23 protein-coding genes are annotated in these 21,880 nt (G+C 53.1%); 10 read left to right on the forward strand and 13 right to left on the reverse strand.

Annotated features, from left to right (window positions below):
• The 4 genes from IEY39_RS21390 to IEY39_RS21400 all read right to left on the reverse strand — a co-directional run bounded on the left by IEY39_RS21390 (position 1) and on the right by IEY39_RS21400 (position 2,459).
• Positions 1–1,122: an AI-2E family transporter gene (locus IEY39_RS21390; RefSeq protein ID WP_188935459.1), complete on the reverse strand. Its 1,122-nt coding sequence runs from the start codon at positions 1,120–1,122 to the stop codon at positions 1–3.
• A 110-nt stretch (positions 1,123–1,232) separates the two neighbouring features.
• Positions 1,233–1,568 (reverse strand): DUF3630 family protein, encoded by a 336-nt coding sequence (locus tag IEY39_RS21395; protein WP_188935461.1) that lies wholly within the window; start codon positions 1,566–1,568, stop codon positions 1,233–1,235.
• A gap of 55 nt (positions 1,569–1,623) precedes the next feature.
• Positions 1,624–1,800 (reverse strand): hypothetical protein, encoded by a 177-nt coding sequence (locus IEY39_RS29890; RefSeq protein WP_229689017.1) that lies wholly within the window; start codon positions 1,798–1,800, stop codon positions 1,624–1,626.
• A gap of 104 nt (positions 1,801–1,904) precedes the next feature.
• On the reverse strand, positions 1,905–2,459 hold the full coding sequence (locus IEY39_RS21400; protein ID WP_188935463.1) for a gamma carbonic anhydrase family protein: 555 nt from the start codon (positions 2,457–2,459) through the stop codon (positions 1,905–1,907).
• 39 nt (positions 2,460–2,498) lie between these two features.
• Here IEY39_RS21400 and IEY39_RS21405 point away from each other — a divergent pair, with 39 nt between their 5' ends.
• Positions 2,499–3,695 carry an aspartate aminotransferase family protein gene (locus IEY39_RS21405; RefSeq protein ID WP_188935466.1) on the forward strand — a complete coding sequence of 399 codons (1,197 nt, stop codon included), beginning with the start codon at positions 2,499–2,501 and terminating at the stop codon, positions 3,693–3,695.
• 120 nt (positions 3,696–3,815) lie between these two features.
• A complete protein-coding gene (locus IEY39_RS21410; RefSeq protein WP_188935468.1) occupies positions 3,816–4,133 on the forward strand; it encodes a hypothetical protein in 318 nt (105 codons plus the stop codon).
• A 125-nt stretch (positions 4,134–4,258) separates the two neighbouring features.
• On the opposite strand, the gene IEY39_RS21415 is transcribed toward IEY39_RS21410, so the two are convergent.
• From IEY39_RS21415 to glpK, 3 genes are read right to left on the reverse strand one after another with little or no spacing between them, the layout of a single operon-like run.
• On the reverse strand, positions 4,259–4,966 hold the full coding sequence (locus IEY39_RS21415; RefSeq protein WP_188935470.1) for an MIP/aquaporin family protein: 708 nt from the start codon (positions 4,964–4,966) through the stop codon (positions 4,259–4,261).
• An 18-nt stretch (positions 4,967–4,984) separates the two neighbouring features.
• Positions 4,985–6,580 (reverse strand): glycerol-3-phosphate dehydrogenase/oxidase, encoded by a 1,596-nt coding sequence (locus IEY39_RS21420; RefSeq protein ID WP_188935472.1) that lies wholly within the window; start codon positions 6,578–6,580, stop codon positions 4,985–4,987.
• 28 nt (positions 6,581–6,608) lie between these two features.
• Positions 6,609–8,126, reverse strand: coding sequence for a glycerol kinase GlpK (glpK, locus tag IEY39_RS21425; protein WP_188935474.1), 1,518 nt, complete (start codon positions 8,124–8,126; stop codon positions 6,609–6,611).
• A 168-nt stretch (positions 8,127–8,294) separates the two neighbouring features.
• Here glpK and IEY39_RS21430 point away from each other — a divergent pair, with 168 nt between their 5' ends.
• From IEY39_RS21430 to creD, 7 genes are all read left to right on the forward strand, one after another.
• Positions 8,295–9,239, forward strand: a complete 945-nt coding sequence (locus IEY39_RS21430) for a bifunctional helix-turn-helix transcriptional regulator/GNAT family N-acetyltransferase (RefSeq protein WP_188935476.1) — start codon at positions 8,295–8,297, stop codon at positions 9,237–9,239.
• Between the two features lie 163 nt (positions 9,240–9,402).
• The gene (locus IEY39_RS21435) at positions 9,403–10,062 is read left to right on the forward strand and encodes a hypothetical protein (RefSeq protein WP_188935478.1); all 660 of its coding nucleotides are present in this window, start codon (positions 9,403–9,405) and stop codon (positions 10,060–10,062) included.
• Positions 10,059–10,364 carry a winged helix-turn-helix domain-containing protein gene (locus IEY39_RS21440; protein WP_188935480.1) on the forward strand — a complete coding sequence of 102 codons (306 nt, stop codon included), beginning with the start codon at positions 10,059–10,061 and terminating at the stop codon, positions 10,362–10,364. The genes IEY39_RS21435 and IEY39_RS21440 overlap by 4 nt, the downstream gene beginning before the upstream one ends.
• 51 nt (positions 10,365–10,415) lie before the next feature.
• The gene (locus tag IEY39_RS21445) at positions 10,416–10,805 is read left to right on the forward strand and encodes a hypothetical protein (RefSeq protein ID WP_188935482.1); all 390 of its coding nucleotides are present in this window, start codon (positions 10,416–10,418) and stop codon (positions 10,803–10,805) included.
• A 10-nt stretch (positions 10,806–10,815) separates the two neighbouring features.
• The gene (locus tag IEY39_RS21450; RefSeq protein ID WP_188935485.1) at positions 10,816–11,187 is read left to right on the forward strand and encodes a diacylglycerol kinase family protein; all 372 of its coding nucleotides are present in this window, start codon (positions 10,816–10,818) and stop codon (positions 11,185–11,187) included.
• A complete protein-coding gene (locus IEY39_RS21455; RefSeq protein ID WP_188935486.1) occupies positions 11,184–11,873 on the forward strand; it encodes a DUF1361 domain-containing protein in 690 nt (229 codons plus the stop codon). The genes IEY39_RS21450 and IEY39_RS21455 overlap by 4 nt, the downstream gene beginning before the upstream one ends.
• Before the next feature lie 32 nt (positions 11,874–11,905).
• Complete coding sequence (creD, locus tag IEY39_RS21460; RefSeq protein WP_188935488.1) at positions 11,906–13,234, forward strand: cell envelope integrity protein CreD; 1,329 nt, start codon at positions 11,906–11,908, stop codon at positions 13,232–13,234.
• On the opposite strand, the gene IEY39_RS21465 is transcribed toward creD, so the two are convergent.
• A complete protein-coding gene (locus IEY39_RS21465) occupies positions 13,206–16,739 on the reverse strand; it encodes a hypothetical protein (protein ID WP_188935490.1) in 3,534 nt (1,177 codons plus the stop codon). The genes creD and IEY39_RS21465 overlap by 29 nt on opposite strands.
• A 106-nt stretch (positions 16,740–16,845) precedes the next feature.
• Between IEY39_RS21465 and IEY39_RS21470 the strand changes: the two genes are divergently transcribed.
• Complete coding sequence (locus IEY39_RS21470; protein ID WP_188935492.1) at positions 16,846–17,493, forward strand: MBL fold metallo-hydrolase; 648 nt, start codon at positions 16,846–16,848, stop codon at positions 17,491–17,493.
• Here IEY39_RS21470 and IEY39_RS21475 read toward each other — a convergent pair.
• From IEY39_RS21475 to IEY39_RS21495, 5 genes are read right to left on the reverse strand one after another with little or no spacing between them, the layout of a single operon-like run.
• Positions 17,490–19,013 (reverse strand): lipopolysaccharide biosynthesis protein, encoded by a 1,524-nt coding sequence (locus tag IEY39_RS21475; protein ID WP_188935494.1) that lies wholly within the window; start codon positions 19,011–19,013, stop codon positions 17,490–17,492. The two genes, IEY39_RS21470 and IEY39_RS21475, sit on opposite strands and share 4 nt — an antisense overlap.
• Positions 19,010–19,678, reverse strand: a complete 669-nt coding sequence (locus IEY39_RS21480; RefSeq protein WP_188935497.1) for a response regulator transcription factor — start codon at positions 19,676–19,678, stop codon at positions 19,010–19,012. The genes IEY39_RS21475 and IEY39_RS21480 overlap by 4 nt, the downstream gene beginning before the upstream one ends.
• A 34-nt stretch (positions 19,679–19,712) precedes the next feature.
• Positions 19,713–20,453: a sensor histidine kinase gene (locus tag IEY39_RS21485; RefSeq protein ID WP_188935498.1), complete on the reverse strand. Its 741-nt coding sequence runs from the start codon at positions 20,451–20,453 to the stop codon at positions 19,713–19,715.
• A gap of 28 nt (positions 20,454–20,481) precedes the next feature.
• Positions 20,482–21,138, reverse strand: coding sequence for a hypothetical protein (locus tag IEY39_RS21490; protein WP_188935501.1), 657 nt, complete (start codon positions 21,136–21,138; stop codon positions 20,482–20,484).
• A 6-nt stretch (positions 21,139–21,144) separates the two neighbouring features.
• Positions 21,145–21,705 carry a hypothetical protein gene (locus IEY39_RS21495; RefSeq protein WP_188935503.1) on the reverse strand — a complete coding sequence of 187 codons (561 nt, stop codon included), beginning with the start codon at positions 21,703–21,705 and terminating at the stop codon, positions 21,145–21,147.
• Between the last annotated feature and the right edge of the window lie 175 nt (positions 21,706–21,880).

A 21,880-nucleotide genomic window follows, 5' to 3' on the forward strand; every position in this document is an offset into this window, starting at 1 on the left:
TCACACCTCCTTCAGCTCTTCTTTTAAGATCGCCCGCTCCTTTGCATCCTTGGGCGGAAGGTCCTTGTCCTCCTTTCCATCGCCAAAAAGATAACCCCAGGGTTTCAGCGGCTCTATCCGGTCGAAAATGATCTTGGCGATAGCGATAATAGGTATGGCGAGGAAGGTGCCGGCAATCCCCCAGACGGCATTGCCGATGATGACTCCGATCACGGTGATAAAGGCATTGATCCTCACCTTCGAGCCGACGACCACCGGCAGCAGCACATTGGAATCTATCAGATGTATCCCCAGGATGGTGGCGATCACCAGCAGGAGTTTGGTGGCTCCGGCCGTGGCGAAGGTGACGATCGTGCTAAGCAGCGTGGCCGTGAAAATACCGATATAGGGGATGATATTGAACAACCCGGTGATCAGCCCAAGCAGGATGGCATATTTGACCCCAAGGATCCAAAGGGCAAGAGCAGTCGCCACCGACACGATCACCATTTCGATCAGCAGACCCATGATATATTGCCGGATGCGGGTCTGGATATGCGTCAGAATATCGAAAACGATAACGGAATTCTCTTCTTTAAAGACGGCTACAAGAAACCGGATGATCAGCCGCCGGTAGAATAGTAAGAAGAAGGTGTCGATAAGGATAAAAACAAGCGTCAGCATCGTAGATGAGAAGGACAACACGATATCACCAATGACGGAAGAGCCGGTCTCCAGTAGCTTGGACGTGGCATTGTTGATATAGTTATTCTGCTGCTTGATGCGGATATGGAATTTCGACGAGATCCATTGTTGCAGACTGTTCACGCTGCTCGTCACCTGCTGTTTGAACTGCGGCCAGTCATCGGCCAGATTGGTGATCTGCATCCCGACGAGATATAAAAGCGCGGCCAGCGACAAGACCAGGATCACTACCGACAATATGGATGCCAGGCTTCGTGGAAAATGAAGCTTTCGCTCCATGAAATGCGCCAGCGGTAATAACACGACGGAGAACAACAGGCCAAACACCAGCGGCACGAGGATGGACTTACCCAGTACAGCGATATAGAAAAGCGCGATCAGACTGATCAGCACCATGGCCAGCTTGATATAAAAGGGACTTTGTCTGGTAGATGTCATGCCTCGAATATAACAAAAAAAAGCCGGGCCCACACAGGAGGGCCCGGCTACAACATTCAGCAAACAATCGTCAGCTATACACTCCCCTCTCAGGCAGGAGCCGCTGGTCTTTAGGACATGTACCGGCGGGCGGTATTGATCAATAATTTGCTTTCAAGGAATTTTGCCACTTCTACAACAGCATCATTCTCCCTCCGGGGTGCCTCCCGGAACTTGCGGGGATAGATCGAAATGCCGGTGTAGATGTTGTAATGAAGGGTCAGGATGTGTCCTTTATAAAGGAAATCCCACATCAGCGAATCGAAATCATCAGTTTTTTGGGTGAATTTAATGTCCAGATCGTCAGAAAGGATGTTCGCGACTTCATAGAAACGCTTCAATCCACAGTCGTCGTCGATCACGGCTTCTGTACAGCCGAAATCGGTGCGTAGAGTTAGAGGGCTCATAGTGTAGGGATTTTAAGTTTTATATTAGGGTATCGTTTTTTCTGCGTTTCGTGCGTCAGGCCTTGAACTTGGGCGACCGGGGCACCTTCTCTCCGCTTAGTATTCGTTCGGCTCCGACATTCTTGCCATCACTGGGACATCCATATTTCGGTCCGAAAAGACTACAGGAAGGAAAGGTCGTAATCAAAAACGCGGCTAACAGGAAGAGAAATATAGTCTTGGGTCGTTTCATGGGATATCTACGGGTATAAACGTACCTAAACCTACAAATATTATCCTGTATTTGCAAGGCGAGCGCTTTAATTTAACCTCCGGGTCAACATCCTATCCCGGCCCCTAAGGTATTTGGGTAGATGCCACGTTGGGTGCCTCGTTGGCGTCCTCGAACCATCCGGCGTAAATAAGATAATGATTCGCAATGCGATCGATCTGCCCGCTGATCAAATCGGGCGGAATATCCTTGATTTTCCGCGCCGGGATACCCCCGTAGATCGTCCCCGATTCCACCTTTGTGCCTTCCCGGACGACTGCTCCGGCTGCAATAATGGAGTTCCTGCCGATCTCCGCATTATCCATAATGATGGCGCCCATCCCGACAAGCACGTGATCGTGGATGATGCAGCCATGCACGATCGCATTATGACCTATGGAAACACAACCCCCGATATGAACGCTGGTTTTCTGGTATGTTCCATGGATGATCACCCCATCCTGGATATTCACCTTCGAACCGATCGTAATGCTGTTCACATCACCCCTTACGACCGCATTGAACCAAATGCTGCAATTGTCTCCGATCGTTACATCCCCCACAATGGTGGCGTTGGGTGCAACAAAACAATTATTTCCAAAGCGTGGAGATTTACCCTCTACCGGTAGTATCGTAGCCATGACTATGTTTTTATCAAATTTAACGAACTTTGCGCTTCCATGAGCCATAGTAACGATAATCATCGGATGTTCCTCCGGCATGTTGCACAAACATCCCCCAACCCACTGGGACTGGAGATCGTAAAAGCCGAAGGGCTATATCTCTATGACAGATCAGGCAAGGAATATCTTGATCTCATCGGCGGCATCAGCGTCTGTAATACCGGTCATCGTCATCCCCGGGTGATCCGGGCAATAAAAGATCAGGCAGACCGCTACCTGCACCTGCTGGTATATGGCGAGCTGGTCCAGTCACCTCAGGTGGAATACGCCGCACTGCTGGCCGCCCATCTGCCCGCTTCCCTTGATTCCGTTTATTTTACCAACAGCGGCGCCGAGGCCACGGAAGGCGCGATGAAGCTGGCCAAACGCGTCACCGGCCGCACGGAGATCGTTGCTTTCAACAAGTCATATCACGGCTCGACGCAGGGGGCGCTCAGCGTGATGGGCGACGAATACTGGCGAAATGCCTTCCGCCCGCTGCTGCCCGGCATCCGGCATGTAGAATACAACAGCCCCGGCGCGCTTGCTGCCATCACCCCGGAGACAGCCTGTGTCATCGCCGAGACGGTGCAGGCGGAAAGAGGGGTCGTTGCACCCAACGAAGCCTGGTTGCGGCAATTGAGACAACGTTGCGATGCAACCGGCGCCCTGCTCGTTCTCGATGAGATCCAAACCGGTTTCGGCCGGACAGGTACCCTATGGGGCTTTCAGCGGTATAACGTTCTGCCCGATATTCTCCTGCTCGGAAAAGCGCTCGGCGGCGGCTTACCCATGGGTGCATTCATTGCTCACCGGCAACGCATGTGGAGCCTGACTGGTGATCCTGTGCTGGGACATATTACGACGTTCGGTGGTCATCCGCTTTGCTGTGCAGCGGGCCTGGCCTCCATGCAGGTGTTGCTCGAATCCGGCTGGATAGAAGCTGTCGCCCGAAAGGAAGCGCTGTTCCGGCGCTTGCTTGTACATCCGGCAATAAAGAGCGTGCGCAGCAGCGGCCTCCTCATCGCCGTCGAATTCGATGATTTCGAACAGAACAAACGCATCATCGACGCCTGCATCGCCGGTGGATTGCTCACCGATTGGTACCTGTTCGCACCCCAATGCCTGCGCATCGCACCACCGCTATCCATCACCGAAGAACAGATAGAAAAAGCCTGCTCCATTATTTTATCCTCGATCCCCGCTCATTTATAATTCCTTCTCCTTATCTTTACACTCCTGCACCATCCCTCACATCTTTAAGGTTAACGATCACGCGGATAAGTGGAGCGTCCGCCAGAGATGCAGCCAAGTGTTAACCTTAAAATCAATTTTATGTCCCTATTCTTAGAAAAAAAAGAATTGTTCGACGGGATATTGCTGTTAACTGAAGAAGAGATTCAGAATCCCGTTGGCGTGTTCGAACGTTTTTTCAGCGACTATCGGCTGCACGAATGCCGTCATAATCTATGGGTCATGGTAAAGACCTGCATCACCACGGAAAATGACCAATTCGATAGCCCCGAAGAAAGAGCGAATCTGCTACACCGTCAGAAAGACTTCGAACGGCTGCTCGAAGCTTGTACCCTGTTGTTAAAAAGGCCCAAAAAGACCCCGGCTTCACCCGTATCAGAACCCAAAGCGGAAAAATGATGCCCCGGGAAAACTAAATCCGTTGTTTTTTCGTATATACAACCGAATGAGAAGAATAATTTGGCTAGGAATTTGATTAGTATGTCCCTGCTTTCCAGCAGGGATTTTTCTTACCCCAACATCTCTTATCCCAGCATCTTGTAAAGGAAAGCAGCTATCAGCCCTCCCAGCACCGGACCCGCCACCGGTATCCACGCATAAGCCCAATCACTATCCCGCTTACCCGCAACGGGCAGAAGGGCATGCATGATCCTCGGACCAAGATCCCGCGCCGGGTTGATCGCGTACCCTGTTGGCCCGCCGGGCCCAAGCCCTATGCCCAGCACCAGCAGACTCACCGGCAGGGCATCCAGCGCCCCAAGACTACTCCCCGGCGAGGCGATGAACAAGGCGCCAAAGACAAGGACGAACGTCGCGATCAATTCCGTCATAAGATTGTCGAACGGACTGCGGATAGCCGGGATCGTGCAAAAAACAGCGAGCTTTAGATTCGCATCTGCCGTTGGGGCAAAATGCGGCCGGAAGCATAGCCAGGCCACCAGCGATCCGGCCATGGCGCCCAGAAACTGGGCAGCAATATACGCGGGCACGATGCTCCAGGGTATCTTCCCGATCATGGCAAAAGAGAGCGTAATGGCAGGATTCAGATGCGCCTTACTCGACGGGGTCGCGCAATATACACCGACAAACACCGCCATCGCCCAGCCAAAGCTGATGACGATCCATCCGCTGTTGTGGCCCTTCGATTGCTGTAGCACCACATTGCTCACCACGGTCTGACCAAGGAGGATAAGCATACCCGTCCCGATAAATTCACCAAGAAAAGGGGTCATGATATAGTAGTTTAATCGTTAGCGTGCCGCAAGATACCCGCCGGCTATTTTGCCGAACTCCTCCACCTGCTGCCGCTGCCACTCCTGGTCCCGTCCCAGTTCCGCTGCGAGTAGCGCCGCTACCGGTCCCGCACATTCGATAGCTGCCTGCGCATCCAGCAAAAGACTACGGGTTCGCCGGCTAAGCGCATCTTCCACCGTCATACAACCTTCTTCTCTCGCCGCCCAAACGATCTCCGCCCAGGTATAAGGCAACCGTGGGTGCAGCTTCATGGCCCATCGCGAATCCCCCGACCCCAGCTCCCTTATCGCCGCCGCATCCGTACCGTGAAAATGCATCGGCTCATCGAAGTTCACTGCCATCGCCCCATAGATAGGTAAGGTAGCCGTGACACAGGGCCGCTCGGGTAACCGCCCGCGCGCAATCGCCGTATTCACCGTATCCTCCGCCATTCGCCGGTAGGTCGTCCACTTCCCGCCCGTGATCGTGACAAGCCCCGAATCCGACACCACGATCAGGTGGTCACGCGCCAGTTCGGCCGTCTTACGGCTGCTGCTCTTCACTAACGGCCGCAGACCCGCGAAGATGCTGCGGATATCGCCATAACCCGGAACCTTCTGTAAGTACCGGCCAATCTGCTGCAGGATAAAATCCACCTCTTCCGGTAAGGCGCGGGGCTCGATATCCACCCGCGTCACCGGCGTATCAGTCGTTCCGATAATGATCTTGTTATGCCAGGGCACGGCAAAGAGCACGCGCCCATCATCCGTATGCGGCACGAGTATCGCCGCCTCGCCCGGCAGAAATTCCTTGTCCAGCATCAGGTGTACACCCTGACTCGGGGCGATGATCGGTTCGCTCGCCGCATCATCCATCCGCAACACGGTATCGGTAAAGACACCCGTCGCATTGATCACCACCTTGGCTTGTATCACATACTCCTTTCCGCCGATCGTATCCACCGCCTCCACGCCGCAGACCTCCCCGGCGCTGCCCGAAGCTCCTCCCGCAACCCCGGCCCCACGCGTCTTCAACAACCCCTTCACCCGGCAATAATTCAACACCACCGCTCCATGCCGGACAGCCGTCTGTGCAAGATGGATGGCAAGCCGTGCGTCATCGAATTGACCGTCATGATAAAGCACACTTCCTCTCAGTCCATCGGCGTCCAGGGTAGGGGCCATCTGTAGTGTTTCCTCCCGGGACAGCAAGCGCGACTTGCCTAGTCCCAGGCTGCCCGCCATCCAGTCATAAACTTTCAGTCCTATGCCATAGTAAGGCCCTTCCCACCATTTGTAGTTGGGCACGATGAATGACTGGTTCTTCACCAGGTGCGGCGCATTGCGCCGCAGCACGCCCCGTTCGTACAGCGCCTCCGTGACAAGCTTGACATTGCCCTGCTGTAAATAGCGCACCCCGCCATGCACCAGCTTCGTCGCCCGCGATGAGGTTCCCTTTGCGAAATCATATTCCTCCAGCAACAACGTGCTGAATCCGCGGGATGCTGCATCCACAGCCACGCCAAGCCCCGTGGCCCCGCCGCCGATGATACATACATCCCATTGTTGCGCGCTGCTGGCATCCAGGGCCGCTATCATTTCCTGCCTTTTCATAATAATTCCTTTATAAGCGGGCCGCGCATTAGCGGGCCGTAGGTCCGTCAGCCCACGCGATCGCCGCCTTTACGGCACGCTGCCAGCCATTCAATAATTGTTGTGCCTGATGCTGGTCCATCCCCGGCTCGAAACGCCGGTCAACCGTCCACTGCTGCCGGATATCTTCTTCCGACGACCAGTAACCCGTCGCCAGTCCCGCGAGATACGCGGCTCCCAATGCCGTCGTCTCCGTCACCACCGGGCGGACAACCGGAACCCGGAGGATATCGGACTGGAACTGCATCAGCAGATTATTGGCCGTGGCCCCGCCATCCACCCGCAACTCTTTAAGGACGATGCCGCTATCGGCCTCCATCGCCTTCAATACATCATAGGTCTGGTAAGCGATGCTCTCCAGGGCAGCTCTCGCGATATGCGCCTGTGTCGTACCCCTCGTCATGCCGAACAAGCTGCCCCTTGCATACTGATTCCAATGCGGCGCACCCAAGCCCGCGAAAGCAGGAACGCAATACACGCCACCCGTATCCCCCACACCGGCAGCCATGGCCTCCACCTCTTGCGAATGCCGGATGAAATGCAAACCGTCACGCAGCCATTGCACAACGGCGCCCGCGATAAAGATGCTTCCTTCCAGGGCGTATTCTGTCCTGCCATCACGAGTCCAGGCGATGGTAGTGATCAGTTGATTCCTCGACACTACCGCTTTCTCGCCGGTGTTCATCAGCAGAAAGCAGCCCGTTCCATAAGTGTTCTTTACCATTCCCGGCTGGGTGCACAACTGCCCGAACAAGGCCGCCTGCTGGTCACCGGCAATACCCGCGATAGGCATCCCGGTCGATCCTGGTGCGATGATGTTGCTGCCCGTGTGCCCATACACCTCGCTCGAAGACTTCACTTCGGGTAATATTGCCTCGGGAATATCGAAAAGCCGTAGCAGTTCCGGGTCCCACTGTCCGCTGTGGATGTTGAAAAGGAGCGTGCGTGAAGCGTTGGTAGTGTCGGTGATATGCAATTTCCCGCCCGTCAGCTTCCAGACAAGCCAGCTGTCGATGGTGCCAAAGGCCAATTCTCCCTTGGCGGCCCTGGCTCTTGCTCCCGGGATCGTATCGAGGATCCATTTGAGTTTCGTAGCGGAAAAATAAGCGTCGATCACCAGCCCGGTACGCTCCCCGATCAGCGGGCCCATCCCCTGCGCCTTAAGCTCGTCGCAATACGCGGCTGTCCGGCGATCCTGCCAGACGATGGCCCGATGGATAGGCCGCCCGCTGGCCCTTTCCCAAACCACCACCGTCTCACGCTGGTTGGTGATCCCGATGGCCGCGATATCCTGGGTGGTAAGATTGCTCTTGGCCAGCACCTCGGCCAGCACCCCATACTGTGATGACCAGATCTCGTCGGCATCATGCTCCACCCACCCCGGCTCCGGATAAAACTGGGTAAACTCTTTCTGTGCCAATTGCCTGATCTGGCCGTTGTGATCGAAAAGGATGGCCCTCGAACTCGTGGTTCCCTGATCTAAGGAGAGAATGTAAGATGCTGGCATGTAATCAATCGTAGGTTATAATGCTAAATGTAGGAAAAAATGCTCCCCCGTATCCCCTCTTTTTTCGCCCTCCGCGCTCAAGCCCCCCAAAAAATCCCCCTAAATTTTGGCAGAAAACAAATTTCTCCATAAATTTACGTAAGCACTTACGTAATTAACATCAATCTCATGGACTTCTACGATCGCACAGGCAAAATGGCTCTCGGCAGCCGCCTCCGCCGCCTCAGTGAACAAATGACCGAACAGGCCGCCGCCATATACGACCTTTACCAGGTCGACCTGCACCCAAAATGGTTCCCCGTCTTTTATTCCCTCTCACCATCGGAAGAAAAATCGATAACCGACATCGCCAGGGAGATCGGCCATACCCACCCCTCCGTCAGCCAGATCGTCCGGGAAATGTCGGCAAAAGGCTATATCGTAGAAAAGAAAGGCGAAATGGATGGCAGGAAAAACTTTGTCCTGTTGTCCCCCGCCGGCGAACAGGTACGGGAAAAAATGCAGGCCCAGCTGGACGACGTCACATCGGTGATAGAAAAAGCGATGAAAGAGACCCACCACGATCTCTGGAAAGCCATCGCCGAATGGGAGTTCCTGCTCGAACAAAAAAGCCTCTTACGCCGCGTCCAGGAAGAAAAGAAGGTGAGGGAAAGTCAGGAGGTACAGATCATTGATTATACCCCGGAGTATCAACCCGTTTTTCGCCAGCTCAACGAGGAATGGATCACGAAGTATTTCCGGATGGAAGAAAGCGATTATAAGGCGTTAGACCATCCCCAGGAATACATCATAGACAAGGGCGGTCATATCTATATGGCTTTGTATAAAGGGGAACCCCTCGGCACATGCGCTATTATCCCGATGGACGATGGCGGGTTCGAACTCGCAAAGATGGCCGTGTCACCACGTGCCCAGGGCCTGGGCATTGGCTACCTCGTCGGTAAGGCCTGCATCGAAAAAGCCCGTGCTCTCGGCGCCCCCCGTGTCTACCTCGAAAGCAATACCACCCTTAAACCCGCCATCAACCTTTACTACAAACTCGGCTTCCGCAAAGCCGCCGGCCCTCCATCACCCTACGAACGCTGCAATATCCAGATGGAACTCGTCTTCTAACGGCCCCGCCACTCCGCCCCCAGCCCCGCACGCCACAACCGGCCCCAAGCGCCGCCACCCGACCCGGCCCCCAAAGCCGCTGCCCGCCGCCCCCCTAAAATTTTCAAGAAAAATCTTGCACAAGAACAAAATTCCCCTTTACTTTGCATCTCAAAGTGCTTTTATGACCGATCAAAGCCACACCGAGCAATCCCTCGAAACCCTGCAGGACATCAAACGAATGATGGAACGCAGCTCCCGCTTCATATCCCTCAGCGGATTAAGCGGGGTCAGCGCCGGCGTTTGCGCCCTCATCGGCGCCTGGATCGCTCACGGCTGGATAGAATCTTATCTCTCCGAGGCCCCCGTCGAGACCTACAAAGGTGCAGCCGGCGGTTTCCGCACCGGATCGTGGAGCAGCTTTGAAATAAAGCTCGTCCTTCTCGCCCTCGCCGTCCTCGTGGCCGCCCTCGCCACCTCAACCTGGTTCACCTGGCGAAAGGCGCGAAAAAGCAGCCTCCCCATCTGGGACCACGCTTCAAAAAGACTCGCCATCAACATGATCATCCCCCTCGCTGCGGGTGGCTTCTTCGTAGTGGGATTGCTAACCCATAAAGGCTGGGAATATGTCGCTCCATCCTGCCTCATATTCTACGGCCTCGCACTCGTCAACGCCAGTAAATATACTCTGACGGATATTCGATATCTTGGACTCCTGGAAATAGCGCTCGGATGCATCAATATGTACTATCCCCACGAAGGATTGTACTTCTGGACCGCAGGCTTTGGCATCCTGCACATCATTTACGGGCTGATCATGTGGTGGAAATACGAAAGATCATGAAGAATCCCATCGGAAACCTAAATAAAGTATTCGATAGTCGCATCCGGATGGGAGTGATGAGCATCCTGCTGATGAATGAAGAGGTCAGCTTCAACGATCTCAAGCAGCTGCTCGAACTCACCGACGGTAACCTCGCCTCCCACCTCATCAACCTCGAAGAGAACGGCTTTATAAAAGTGCACAAAGGCTTCATCGGGCGGAAGACGAACACCACCTATTCTATTACAAAAGCAGGCGAAAAAGCCTTCAAGGAACATCTCGAAGCCCTGGAAAGTATGATCCGTGGCGTCAATAAAAGCTAAATTTTTTTACCCAATAACTTTGAAATACAAAGTACTTTCAAAAATACAAATATGACACGTTCACCCTTCCTTCGTCCCCTTGCATCCGGCATCCTCGGCATCACCTTCATGCTGCCCGCCTGTTATTTCCTGCTAACCCTCCTGGCCCGCATCTGCTTTGGAGCAAAGACCATGTACTACTATTTCTCACCGTCTTTCCTCCAATCCCCCTTCGACCTCTTTGCCCTACATAAAGCCCAGCTCATCATTGGATGTCTGTTGCTGGCTGTACTCTTTAATGTGGCCGCCATAATAAAGCTACGCCTGCACAAAGGCCCTGAAGGCCTGGAAGTAGGTGTAGCCTACAGGCGGTATTGGCTAAACACCGCCATCGCCCTCCAAAGCGTCCTGCTGCTACTGGTGCTCATAGTTTATACCTTTATCCAACATATCCGCTATTAAAGCTATTACTATGATGCAACAAGAAAAATTCTCCGTCCTCAGCCGTATCAAAAGCTTTTCCCATGCCATCGCCGGCATCCGGCAATTCATATTGCACGAACACAACGCCCGCATTCACCTCGTGGCCACCATCGGGGTTATCACAGCAGGCTGGCTGTTCCAGGTCACCCGGCTGGAAGCGGCCGCCCTCGCCGCCGTGACAGGCCTGGTCTGGGTAGCCGAGATCATCAACACCTGCATCGAAAGACTCGCCGATCTGATCACAAGAGAGCGGCGTCCCGAAATAAAAATTATAAAAGACCTCGCCGCAGGCGCCGTACTCACAGCCGCCGCTATCGCCGTCGTCGCAGCTCTGTTCATCTTTATTCCCAAATTCATATGACAACCCTTTCATTCAGCAGCACCCATTTCAGGAAATACTTTTTCCTGCGCACCGAAATAGACAGGCTGCTAACCGCCAGCATCCTCTTCAGCAGCGCCCTCATCGCCATTCGTATGCTGCACACCGGCACCACCCTGTTTCTATGGCTGCTATGGAATTTATTCCTGGCCTATATACCCTATGCCATCTCCACATGGCTGACAAACCGCCAGGGCAAAGGGCTGAGTCGTGCTTTCAGCCTCCTGATGGGAATCGTCTGGCTGCTCTTCCTCCCCAACACGTTCTATATCCTCACCGATCTCTATCATCTGCATGATAGCCGTCATCCCCTCGCTCCCGAATGGCTCGATCTGGCGCTCATCTTCTCCTGCGCCTGGAATGGTCTGCTGCTCGGTGTGCTCTCTCTGCGCCACATGGAAAAGCTTCTCTGGCCGGATACCCGCACCAATTGGCTGTTCCTCATTCCGCTGATGGCGCTGAACGCCCTCGGCATTTACACCGGCCGCTACCTCCGGTACAATAGCTGGGACATCCTCAGCAACCCCTTTCAATTGATCACCGACATCGCCCGCATGATCATCCACCCGCTGAGAAATCAATACGCCTGGGACATGATCGCCTGCTATACCATCCTCCTCCTGTTCATCTATAGCATGATGAAAAAGATCGGCCACGCACTCAGCTAAACATCACCCCACCATATAAAACCAAACCAACCATGGAAAATAAATCCAATTTTTGGAGCAGCTACCGTATTCTCTTTAAAAGCGCCATCATCGGCGCGCTCATCCTGCTCCTGCTGATCCCAACTTCGCTCATCCAAAACCTCGTAGCAGAACGGCAACAACGCCAACAGGAAGCCGTCGCAGAGATCCGTAGCCGATGGGCCGCACCACAAACTATTTGCGGACCCGTCATCGGCATCCCCTATATCGATGTCGTCACCGACAACGGCAACAGGCAGGAAATAAAGCGCTGGGCATACTTCCTGCCGGGAAAACTCAATATCCGCAGCCGCCTCGTCCCCGAGAAGCGATATCGCGGCATCTACCAGGTAGTGGTCTATACAACCGAACTCGATTTGCAGGGTAGCTTCGACAGCCTCCATCTCGACGAGCTGAATCTCTCCCCGGACAATATGCTATGGAAAGAAGCAACCGTCTTCTTCGACATCTCCGATGTCCAGGGTCTGAAAGAAGACATGATCCTCCATCTGACCACACACGCTGAGTCCGCCGGTCTCGATCTGACCCCCGCGCGCCGCTCGACCGAACAGTTCAAAACAGCGCTCGCCGCCTCGCTGCCCGACTGGCTCCAGGCAGCAGCAGGAAGCAACATCGAATTTTCCGCCAGCATCAAACTAAAAGGCTCGGGCAACCTTTCCTTCATCCCCGCCGGCCGGGAAACAAAAGTAGAAGCCGCCTCTTCCTGGCCCGACCCCAGCTTCACCGGCAGCGCCCTGCCCGATCTCCGTACCGTAAAGGACAGCGGTTTCGTCGCCGACTGGAAGATACTGGCCCTCAACCGCAAATTCCCCCAGCAATGGAAACAAGGGGTTTACGAGCTGGGTGACGCCGCCTTCGGCGTCAATCTCATCATCCCCGTGGATGCCTACCAGCAGACTACCCGCAGCGTAAAATATGCCATCCTCATCATCCTGCTTACATTTACGGCCTTCCTGCTGATCGAATGGGTCTACGATCGGAACATTCATGCCCTGCAATACACGCTGGTAGGGTTAGCCCTCTGTATTTTTTATACCCTGCTGCTCTCCTTCTCTGAATACCTTGGCTTCAACGGGGCCTACACCATCGCCGCTATCGCCACCATCGGGCTCATCGCCTGGTATGTCGGCAGCCTGCTGCGCTCGTCCCGGATGTCGCTGTTCGTCACCTTCCTGCTCGTCGTGCAATATGGCTTCGTCTTCACGCTTATCCAGCTACAGGACTATGCGCTGCTGATGGGTAGCATCGGGCTGTTTATCACCCTCGCCATCGTCATGTATTTCTCGCGGAAGATTAAAAATCTACACCCATCGACACATTAAGCACCGGCTTATGCGAAAAGAAATTATTCATTTCCCAGCCGGAGTCGAATCGAAGGAAGTAACCAAGCAGCGTACTCCGTACGCCAAAACCATAGCCGCCGGCAAAGGGTCCTATACCCCCCGCCTTGACCAGCACGGTAAGCCCGGAGTACTGGTCGCTCTGAAAGCTTTGCTCGGGCCGCTTGAGCCCGTTATACTTGCCATTCCAGGCCGTACCTAGATCGAAGAACTGCACCACCTGGAAATTACGCAGAAAGGCGTTGTTTATCGGTTTGTTGAAAAGTGTAGAAAACACCGGCAGCCGGAATTCGCTGTTGATCACAACAGCATTGTTGCCATTGGTAAGATTTTGATTGAAGCCCCGCAGGTTGACGGCCAGGGACTGGAAGGCATAGGTCGGGTCCGCAGGCTGCGGGCTGTTGTTGGCTTTGGGGAATAACCAGCCATCCGTCCCGCCAAGGTAGTACACGATCTTCTTATTCCCCCAGGAGAAGTCGCCGGCCGCACGCAGCGCCCAGATAAAGTTGCGGTAGATGGGCAGATAATGCCGCGCGTCGAACCCGAAATTGTAGGTATACCTGCCCGCACCCGTGCCGGCGCCGCCACTGAGCGAAGTATTCCAGTCCATGTATACCTTATACCGCAGGCCATTCCAGATATCGGTGGCCTTCAGCAGGGTATTATCATACACATATTCCAGGTGTACCAGCCCGTAATTCTGTTTGCTCTGTGGCGGTGTCACCAGCCCGAGGGAATCGGTGTAATTCAACGGCGGGAAACCCGTGATATCCGGCCGGATCACGACCTTATCCATCCGGTAGCCAAGCGACAGCCGGAGACTGCGCACCTTGTCGAAAGGATATTTGATGACACCCTGCCACAGGTTCGTATAAGCCTTTGCATCATACGGATAGTTGGAAGACCCGAGGTTAGGGTCCAGGTAATTGCCTGTTTGTGTCTCCCGGTAATAGATCAGCGAATAGTCGAGCAGATGCTTCAGGTAGTCCACGCGCAGGAAGTATTCCCCGCTGCCGTCAAAGAAAGAGGAATTGCCGGGGATAAAGGAGACCTGGTTACCTGTATTGACGATGGGTGATCCGGTCGAACCGCTGCCGAAGAAAGGCAGCCGGATAGCTCCGGTGAACCGGATGTCTTCAAAAAGATCGAAGATAGAGGCCTTGAGTAAACCGCTAAAGGCATCCTGGCCGCTCAGGTTGATCGGCAGCGCCCCCGTATACGGCTGATACTTGCTGACCAGCACGTCGTTGTTAAAACCCGCGGTGAAATTGTCCACCGAGAACTTCAGCTTGTAATCGAAAAGCTTTGCCTTCCTCAACACCGGCTCCTCCCTCGGAACCTGCGTTGTTGGATGGATCGCAAACGGGTTGGGATTGTTCGGTCTCCTGTTCGCACCCGTATCCTTTGACTTGTCGAACTCGCTTTGGAAAAAGTCCGAGGGTTGACGATGCAGCGTATCCGACTTGGGCGGAGTGACAGGCCGTAAGATATTGGCGCCCGATAGCTGGGCCTCGGCCACCGTCTTCTTCCGGTAGTCGGTCATCCTGGCGGTGATATTCCGTTTTTTAAGCGCCGCGTCATCTACTTTCAGCTTGTAAAGGAATTTGAGATCCCCCTCCTGGCGCACTTCGCTCACCTGTCCATTGTCCCCGGCGCTCTTCGTCTCGACAAGACTACTTTGATAGTTGGTGATCGGGAAGACATAAGCCGAGTCGTTCGAAAGGGCAACCACATAGGAAGTATCGGGCTGTTGCTTATTATAGGCTTTCAGCGTCGAATCCAGGTCTTGTGGCTCGGGATTGTGCAACAGCTCATCCCCAACTTTATAGACGGTGTCAAGACCGGCCCGCTGCGTATGAAAGAACCCGGCATACCGGTTGGCGATACCATTCTCGTCACTGACAAACGTAAAGTGATTGGAATTGTACTGCATCGGATAACGGGCATTGCCATATTTCAGATAGGTGAGCTGCGAGATCTGCTTCTCTTCGTTGTCGTTCCAGTTGTCGACGAGGAAGATATTGTAGTGATTATTCGAAGGCAACACGGTGTCCTTGCTGACGGCATGGGCCGACGGCCGGTTGGAGGAATAGATGATCCCCGTCTTGCCGGGAAAGGCGATAAACTGCGCGTCCAGGTCATCGTATATATCATTGGTTATCTGCCTGTAAGTCTGTTTGTCGATGTCGTAGACATAAATGTCCGACTGCCCGTTGCGCACCGCGCTAAGTATCAGCGTATGGTCATTCAACATGTATTTGAAGTCCTGCACCTGCTGGAAGTCCGGCAGGTCCTGGACCACCGGCTTATACTTCCGGACGACGTCATAGACAAAAAGCTTTGTCTTTCCCCGCTCCCAATAAATGCAGGCAAGCCGCGTCCCCTTATTATCCCACGCCAACAAAGGATAATGCGGATTGATCTGCTCCTGCAGCGACCGGACCCCATTTTTCAACAAGATCTTTGTGTTGATATAATTCTCTTCCAACGTGACTTTATACTTCCCCCGGTTGTACTCCACCACCGCATAGGTCTGACTTTTGGGTAATGGGTTGGGGGAGAAATGAAAGAAATCCTTGTGGTCATTGATATCTTCGGTTACGGAAACCGTTCCCTTGGGGAAATTCCGCCGTCCGCGCAGGTCCTTTTCATACTTAGCCTCCTCTTCCGCCATGAAATCCTTGAGGACTTCCTTGAATTTTTTCTTGCAGATACGCAGGGAAGCATTGTTCAGGTTACGGTACACCCGGGCCAGATAGAGAAAATAAGTGACGTTCTCCTTTTTGTACTTGTCGGAAAGGTAGTACCAGAAAGCATGCCCGGCAAGATTAGGGCGCTCAAAAGCCAACTGGTAAAAGTTGGTATACCGCCCCGAAAGCATTGCCGATTTCAGCTGATCGTCCAGCACCGTGTTCCAGTTCTCCGCCGCATATTCGATATACCCGTCCGTTAGCCATTGCGGCAGATCAAGCAGGGCCTGGTTGGCCGCAAACTCCCCCAGGTCGTCCCCAAAAAGGATGTTTTCGACCAGGATCCGGGCAATCCCCTGTCTCACCTGGATGCGCAGATTATTGTGGTCGCCGTTGAAATAGACGACCATCTTATTGTTCACTAATTTGGTGATCCCTCCCGTAGTTTGCCAGTCGAGGCTGAGGCCGATGTTGGACTGCTCCAGGTCATTGTACGTGTTGTAGATGACGATATTGGCGCGGCGCTGCAGCCCATATTCCACAAACTTCTCGATGCCGGGGAGCTCTTTTTCTGCCAGTTGCAGGACAAATTTGGCGAGGTCCTGGCCTCCCTGACTAAAATAGGTGTTGAAATTGGTCGTCTGGTAGTATTGCCATTTAAACTTCTTGAATTGCAGGCGGTTTTTGCCGAATTCCACCGTATTCACCTGGGCCTTAAGGGGTCCGGAGAAAAAGAGAAGGCTTGAGAAAATCCAAAGAAAATAGTGTGACTTCAACCGAAACTGATGAAATTGCATACCTGCTTTCCTTTAAAGGTTTTAAAGTTATAACAATCCGAACTACCGGTGAAATTGATTTTCAAGCATCAGGCCGGATTTTCGGCCCATAATTAAATCTGTGATTATGCTAAGCGTAAAGGCCTTCGTGTTCAATCCTGTGCAAGAAAACACATACGTTCTATCTGATCAAAAGGATGCCTGCTGCATCATCGATCCGGGTTGTTATTTCGGCAACGAACGTACTGCTTTAAAGGAATATATTGAACAGCAGGGGCTAAGCCCAAAGATCCTGCTCAACACCCATTGCCACCTCGATCATGTATTCGGGAATAAGTTCGTCCACGAAACCTGGGACCTAACCCTTCATCTCCACGAAAAAGAGGCGCCCGTCCTGGCCAATGCTCCGGAGAGAGGCCTTATGTGGGGTATGCCTTTCGAAAACTACCGGGGCGAACTGATCTTCCTCACCCCCGGCCAGTCCGTGACGATAGGCGAGCACCAGCTATCCATCCTCTTCCTGCCGGGCCATTCTCCCGGCAGCGTCGGCTTCTACTCCGCCAAACAGGGTTTCCTCATCGGCGGCGACGTCCTCTTCCGCGGAAGCATCGGCCGCACCGACCTCCCCGGCGGCGACCATGCCACCCTGCTAAACAGCATCCGCACCCAACTGTGGCCCCTGCCCGACGAGACGGTTGTCTATCCCGGTCATGGCGAACCAACGACCATCGGATGGGAAAAGAAACACAACCCCTTCCTGAATGGACGCCCCTAAGCGGCGGCCGCCCCACCCAGGTACTTCCCGATCACCGGCAGCCGGCTAAACTCCTTCCGCTCGACCCGCAGGATGAAAAGGACATAGGCGCCCAGCAGCATCGTGCCCAGCGTATAAGCGAACGCCCGGCTGCTCCAAAGACTGGTAAGACCCAAATAAGCAAAATAGATCACCGCCACGATCACCATATAGGCTGTCAGCTTCCTCCACGCATATGGAACCGGGTATACCTTCTGCCCCCATACATAAGAGATCACCATCATGCTCCCATAACAGAGGAAAGTGGCCCAGGCCGAAGCCATATAGCCATACCGCGGGATGAATACGTAGTTCACCACCAGCGTTATCGCAGCCCCGATAAGGGTGATATACGCCCCCGCCTGGGTTCGGGTCAAAAGCTTATACCAGATGGAAAGATTGTAATAGATGCCCAGGAACATATTGGCGAAAAGCAGGATCGGCACCACCTTGAGCCCCACATACATCGACGGGTCCTGGATAAACAGCTTCCAGATGTCGATATACATCATCACGAACAGGAACATCCCGCTCACCAGGATCACGAAGAACTTCATTACCCGGGCATAGGTACGCTGCGCCGACTCCTCCACGCTCTGCCGGAAGAAAAAGGGCTCCGCGGCCATCCGGAAGGCCTGGACGAAAACGGTGATCAGCAGTGACAGCTTATAACAGCCGCTATAGATACCCGCCTGGTAGGTGGAATAGCTGTTGGCATGCGGCAACCGCCACTCCAGCATGATCCGGTCGAAGGTCTCGTTGATCATACCTCCGAAACCGGCAACCGTCAGCGGTAGGGAATAAACCATTATGTGCCGCCACAGCGGAACATTGAAGGTCCAATGGACGCCCTTCAGCAAGGGGGACAACAGCACCAGCTGGAAAGCATTCTGCAAGACATTGGCCAGCAGCACATAGCCCACATAGCCGAATTTTGGCTGGTAGATGAACCCGATGATGCTGTTGGGATGGGATTTCAACAGCCGCGGACACACCGACAGGAAGAAGAAGATCAGCGCGACATAAAATACGATGCCCGAGAGGCGGATGAAAGCATATTTCCGCGGTCTTCCTTCATGCCGCAGCCGGGCGAAAGGCAGCGCCGACAGGGCATCGAAAGCGATCAGCAATGCGCTCAGCGTGATATACCCGGGATGATTGGCAATATCCAGAACGCCGGCTATCGGGCCCCGGAAAAGAATGATGAGGGTAGTGATCAGCGTGGTACTGGATACCAGGGAGATCAGCAGCGTAGGATACAGGCCGGTGGTCTGTATATCTTTCTTGTTGATATACCGGAAATAGGCATAATCGAGCCCGAACAACACCCCGATATTGATAAAGGAGATGGCGGCATAGACCACGCTCATATGCCCGAATTCGGGTGTCCCCCTGAACTTGGCGGTGAGGTAAGGGGTCAGCAACTGAACGATGAACTTGGCTGCTATAGAACTTATGCCATACCAAACGGTCTCCCCGGCTAATTTCTTAATACTGCTCAAAGTATCTCCTCTTCTTTTATAATGCTGTGTTTCAGTGCGAAGATAACCACCCCTGCCGTATTTTTCACATCCATTTTCTCCAGTATCCGCGTCCGATACCCCTCCACCGTCCGCTTGCTTAGGAACAGCAGTTCGCCTATCTCCTGGGCAGTATGCTGCCGGCAAATAAGGCGGATGATCTCCCTCTCCCGGTCGGTAAACAAGGGACCCGCCGGTTTCCTATGCGAATCGAACTTGCTCTTCACTATCAACGAAGCCAGATGGGCAGTCGTATGCTTGCAATAAAAGATATTACCCTCATTAACGGTAAAAATGGCATCCAGTATCTCCCGTTTATCCGCATTCTTCAGCAGGTAGCCCTTGGCCCCCGCCTCGAGCATTTCTACGATGAGGTCCTCTTCTTCGAACATGGAAAGCGCAATGATCTTTGTCAGCGGATACCGTTCCAGGATAATTTTGGCCGCGGCAATGCCATCCAGCTTTGGCATTTTGATATCGGTCAGCACCATGTCAGGCCTGGTCTCGTCTACCAGCCGGAGCAATTCCTGGCCATCCCCGGCCTGCCCCACAAGGGCAACGGCTTCCTGTTTGGACAACATAAGTGCCAGACCATCCCGAAATATCTCATGGTCGTCTGCGATTACCAGGCTGATTCTATTTTTCATCCCGATAAAATTAGGCTTTTTTCGACGGGTCTGCCTAGGTCACCGGTATCTTAATAAAATAGTTGGTGCCGCCGCCAGGCACAGAGTCTAACGTCAACACCCCGTTCAAGATCTCACAACGGCTTTCCAGGCTACGGAGACCCAGCCCGAGCGAACCGGATAACACCTTCTCCTTGTCAAAACCCTGTCCGTCATCCTTGGTAAGAACCAACAGGTGCCCACCTTCCTCGCTGAGGCCGATCTGCAGATTGCGGGCCTGGGCATGCTTTATCGTATTATGGACTATCTCCTGGATCATCCGGAAAATGTGGATCTCCTTTTCCTTCGGAACGGATATCTCCTTCACCACATACAATTGGATATTCACGGATTGCTTGTTCTTCACCTGTTGCAGGAATTCCCGGATGGCTTCCAGCAAGCCCCTCCTTTCAAGCGTGCTGGGCAACAGGTCATGGCTGATGCGCCGCATACTGCCGATAATTTCATCCAGGTATCCCCCCGTCTTTTCAAGCACCTCCCGGTCTGCGGCATTCTCCACCTCCACGCTGCTGATATTGAGCTTCACCGCGGACAAAAGCGGCCCCAGGCTGTCATGCAGATCGCCCGCGATCCGCTTGCGCTCGTTTTCCCGGATAGTTATCTCCGCAAAGATCTTCTCTCTTTGCAGCTTCATATACCGGCGGTGATAGCGGATGATGGAAACAAAGAAGTATACGATGATGATCGTAATGATCAGAGCCACGTATAGAGTAATATTCAAGATCTTAGCTTCCATTATGAATGAATTATCAGGGCCGGGCGGTTTACTCGAGGGTAAATTTCTGGGGAGGGGGTATCCTTAGCAACGCAACTGCAAAAATAATATTTGTAAGAGCATTAATGTAACCGATCAGCATTATTATAAAACTGGTAGTCTCGGTAGCGCCTTTCAGGCTGGTCTGGTACGCCCAGTTAAAAATAATCCTATATATAAAGTAAATTATGAATGCAATGCAGATCAAAAAGGTGGGATTCTTAAACAGGTTACGATAGTCATGGGTGATCATGAAATTGATCGTGTTGACACTGAAGAGCACGATAAGAAAACAATACAAAACATGATAATAGGGCGCCAGATGATACAGCTGACCAAAGATCAGGTATTCTGATATCCAGACAAGACACGGAATGGCTACTACTATATAAAAAACGGTTTTCCGGCCCCGAAGTAAGCCCCAGTTGTGGAATTGCCAGGCGATCAGCAGCCATTCCAAAAGAAAAAAGATATTGAGGGCTGCAACATTTTGAGCATGCAGCACTGTGATAAGAAAAAAATTGAGCACCTCCCAAAATGCACCCAGGATAATATAGATAAAAAAGGGCTGGTAGCTGCTCCTTTTTATACGAGGCAGACGTACCAGCCCGATGATAAGCGGAAGGAGAATGATTTCGCTGAGTAAGAATAAATAGATTTCCTTCATAGGGTTTTACTGGTTAAGTCCACTGGCCGCACTGCTGCACACCGTCGGACAAACCTGTCCCGCTTCATATCCCTGACCGCCGGACGTTGCAGCTTCTATATGGGCCGTACCGGGGACTGGCTTCCCTTGCTGATTCACGAGGTGATTGATGATATCATTGCCAAGACTGTCGACAGGCACCAATACCAGCTTCAGCTGACCACTGGTATCCCGGCCTAAATAGATGCGGATGCCCTTCGCATTTCCCTGCTTCTCGTTGCTCTGGGCCAGGAGGGAATAGAACACATCGGAAGGGAATTCCTCCGCATGGCTGAAGGTGATCGAGTCGATGGCCTTGGGCCGAAGACGATTAGTAGTACTGTCCAGGGTCGCTCGAAAAGCTTTGGTGTATTTGATAGCGAGCCCGATGGGAATGACGTGGTTGCGTAGCGTATCTTCGTTTATCTGCGGCTTTCCCTTGTCCCCTTCACCGGGGCCACAGCCGGATACTCCTGAAAGAAATAAACAAACGACGGCAACGATAAGCGCTCTCGATAGCAGCCATTTGGGCGTAGGGATCTTGTACATAAGAGATGTTTTATGGTTAGTGTAATTATTGAGGCCCAATATACTATTAATGCCAATAAGGCGAATCAGGTATTACCCCCTGAATAAAATAGGTAGAAATACGCATGATTTTACGTAGGTCTGCGCTAGGTGAGCTCGCCGGGAGGTTGGACATTTGCCTTGACCCTGTTTGATC

Source organism: Puia dinghuensis, from assembly GCF_014642875.1.
In the GTDB taxonomy this organism is placed as follows: Bacteria; Bacteroidota; Bacteroidia; order Chitinophagales; family Chitinophagaceae; genus Puia; species Puia dinghuensis.

Coding starts and splice junctions, on each gene's coding strand:
- IEY39_RS21390 (WP_188935459.1), bottom strand. CDS start 1,122: ATGACATCTACCAGACAAAGTCCCTTTTATATCAAGCTGGCCATGGTG.
- IEY39_RS21395 (WP_188935461.1), bottom strand. CDS start 1,568: ATGAGCCCTCTAACTCTACGCACCGATTTCGGCTGTACAGAAGCCGTG.
- IEY39_RS29890 (WP_229689017.1), bottom strand. CDS start 1,800: ATGAAACGACCCAAGACTATATTTCTCTTCCTGTTAGCCGCGTTTTTG.
- IEY39_RS21400 (WP_188935463.1), bottom strand. CDS start 2,459: ATGGCTACGATACTACCGGTAGAGGGTAAATCTCCACGCTTTGGAAAT.
- IEY39_RS21405 (WP_188935466.1), top strand. CDS start 2,499: ATGAGCCATAGTAACGATAATCATCGGATGTTCCTCCGGCATGTTGCA.
- IEY39_RS21410 (WP_188935468.1), top strand. CDS start 3,816: ATGTCCCTATTCTTAGAAAAAAAAGAATTGTTCGACGGGATATTGCTG.
- IEY39_RS21415 (WP_188935470.1), bottom strand. CDS start 4,966: ATGACCCCTTTTCTTGGTGAATTTATCGGGACGGGTATGCTTATCCTC.
- IEY39_RS21420 (WP_188935472.1), bottom strand. CDS start 6,580: ATGAAAAGGCAGGAAATGATAGCGGCCCTGGATGCCAGCAGCGCGCAA.
- glpK (WP_188935474.1), bottom strand. CDS start 8,126: ATGCCAGCATCTTACATTCTCTCCTTAGATCAGGGAACCACGAGTTCG.
- IEY39_RS21430 (WP_188935476.1), top strand. CDS start 8,295: ATGGACTTCTACGATCGCACAGGCAAAATGGCTCTCGGCAGCCGCCTC.
- IEY39_RS21435 (WP_188935478.1), top strand. CDS start 9,403: ATGACCGATCAAAGCCACACCGAGCAATCCCTCGAAACCCTGCAGGAC.
- IEY39_RS21440 (WP_188935480.1), top strand. CDS start 10,059: ATGAAGAATCCCATCGGAAACCTAAATAAAGTATTCGATAGTCGCATC.
- IEY39_RS21445 (WP_188935482.1), top strand. CDS start 10,416: ATGACACGTTCACCCTTCCTTCGTCCCCTTGCATCCGGCATCCTCGGC.
- IEY39_RS21450 (WP_188935485.1), top strand. CDS start 10,816: ATGATGCAACAAGAAAAATTCTCCGTCCTCAGCCGTATCAAAAGCTTT.
- IEY39_RS21455 (WP_188935486.1), top strand. CDS start 11,184: ATGACAACCCTTTCATTCAGCAGCACCCATTTCAGGAAATACTTTTTC.
- creD (WP_188935488.1), top strand. CDS start 11,906: ATGGAAAATAAATCCAATTTTTGGAGCAGCTACCGTATTCTCTTTAAA.
- IEY39_RS21465 (WP_188935490.1), bottom strand. CDS start 16,739: ATGCAATTTCATCAGTTTCGGTTGAAGTCACACTATTTTCTTTGGATT.
- IEY39_RS21470 (WP_188935492.1), top strand. CDS start 16,846: ATGCTAAGCGTAAAGGCCTTCGTGTTCAATCCTGTGCAAGAAAACACA.
- IEY39_RS21480 (WP_188935497.1), bottom strand. CDS start 19,678: ATGAAAAATAGAATCAGCCTGGTAATCGCAGACGACCATGAGATATTT.
- IEY39_RS21485 (WP_188935498.1), bottom strand. CDS start 20,453: ATGGAAGCTAAGATCTTGAATATTACTCTATACGTGGCTCTGATCATT.
- IEY39_RS21490 (WP_188935501.1), bottom strand. CDS start 21,138: ATGAAGGAAATCTATTTATTCTTACTCAGCGAAATCATTCTCCTTCCG.
- IEY39_RS21495 (WP_188935503.1), bottom strand. CDS start 21,705: ATGTACAAGATCCCTACGCCCAAATGGCTGCTATCGAGAGCGCTTATC.